General features: G+C 36.4%; 1 protein-coding gene. It reads left to right on the forward strand.

Features of this window, described 5'->3' with window-relative positions; genetic code table 11:
- Window positions 1-125: 125 nt before the first annotated feature.
- A partial coding sequence (locus tag R3X28_RS19125) for a hypothetical protein (RefSeq protein WP_317666475.1) occupies window positions 126-1,995 on the forward strand: 1,870 nt, incomplete at its 3' end.

Below are 1,995 nucleotides of genomic sequence, written 5' to 3' on the forward strand. Positions count from 1 at the left end.
GTGGTATATACCTATTCGGTTAGAATAAAAGTATTTCCTGATTAATAGCAAACCTGTAAGGCAATTCAAATAAGTTTTTGATTGTGCGTACACCTAGCAGGTTTTTATATAAAAAATTTAAACAGATGAAAAATTTAAAAACAATACTACTTTTTTGTGTGGTCATTTCGTTATTCTCGGCTTGTACACTTGAAGAAAATTTAGTACAACTTCAAAATGACGAGAATAGCTTTGTAAATAAAAACAAGCAATGGTTGATTGACAATAGTCCGTTCTTTTTAACCAGTAGTTTTTACTCTGGTGATAAATCTATTCCACCATACAGTCCATTTATGGGAGTATATAATACAGAAGACCCTAATTTCTTTGTCCGACCTTTTCAAATGAGACTAAATGCTGGTGGTCCAAATGATACAATTATAGACAATTATGTGTTTTCCATTTCTTTTTTAGAAAATGATGTGTATAAAGTTAGAGAATGTATAGATGGAGTAATGTCGGAAGAAACGAATAATTGGGAAATGCAATTCAGTAATAAAATAAGGAGTTATAAAAATTATACAGGATTTTGTAGCCCTATTATACACATCAAAGAAAACAGCAATATTATGTTTATGCAACAAACATTGGAGCATAAAAAATGGTTAGAACAGAAAATTAACTCTAATGACACTTTTGACGGGTTAACGGATACCCCATCCGATGGTGTTTTTGAAAATTTTAAGTTTGGAGGAGCAGACAACACCATCGAACTACAAATACTTCTTGGATATACTTATAAAAACCCTTCTAAAGGTGAAATAGTATTATTGGAAAATAATGATAGTCCAGTTGATTTTAGCAAACAAGTTGTTTTTGACGAGACTCAATTGGGAGGAACTGATTTAGGGGAACATCATTTATTGGGCGACATATCAGTTTTTAGCTATACAGATGTATGGGGATATACTAGACTCATATATGATAAAGCTGCGCTTATTCCTTGGGCAGGAACAAAATTTAAATCAATAAATACACTAAATGAACTTCCAGAGGAAATAAGACGAGAATTATTAAATTGTGGTAATACCACAGACCCTTGCGACACCCTAAACTGCGTAAACGGCACCCAACAAACCGCCGATAATGGCGATTGTTTCTGTAATTGCGAACCCGGTTTTACAGGCCCTAATTGTGACCAACCCGTAAGTACGGTAGGGGTAAATATGCAACTATTGGCAGGTGATGGCACGCAAGGCAATGCCAATGGCACCTTTGGGCAACTTAACTATCCGCAAGCCGTAGCCACTTCGGCAGATGGCGCAACCGTCTATATTGCCGATAGTGGTTCAAAATCCATACGCATGGTAAACCCGGTAAATAATGAAGTTACCACGCTTTTAGGAGGCAATGCCGAAGGCTATCAAGATGGAACATATGCTACTGCTCGCTTTAGTAGTTTTGGTGATATTGCTTTAGATAATGCAGGAAATATTTACATTTCAGATTCAGGCAACCACGTTATACGTAAAATTGCCGACGGACAAGTAACAACATATGCTGGTATAGGTGGTGCAGGAGGATTTATTGATGGTGATGCAAGTGTTGCGCAATTTAGGTATCCTACAGGTTTGCTTATCAGTAATAATATAATGTATGTTGCAGATACAGAAAATGGTAGTATTCGTGCTATTGCTATGAATGATGACCCTAGTTTACGAACCGTGAGTACCTATGCAGGTAACGGAACTATCAACCTTGTGGATGGTGATAATGCTAGTGCTTCTTTTTTAGGACCAAGAGACATAGCTTTCGATTCTACTAACAACCGATTATTAATAACAGATACTAATCCCGCTGGTACTGGTTTTGTTCGTGCTGTAACTAACACACAAACAACTACATTAACGGTTGATTTACCCGGTTCTCAAGTTTTAAATTACTCAGCAGGAATAGCTGTAGATGAAGTAGCAAACGATGGTAGTTTTTACCTTTCAGATAGAACCAACCATACAC

Origin of the sequence: Maribacter sp. TH_r10 (genome assembly GCF_033101095.1) — a bacterium.
GTDB classification, from domain to species: Bacteria; Bacteroidota; Bacteroidia; order Flavobacteriales; family Flavobacteriaceae; genus Maribacter_A; species Maribacter_A luteus.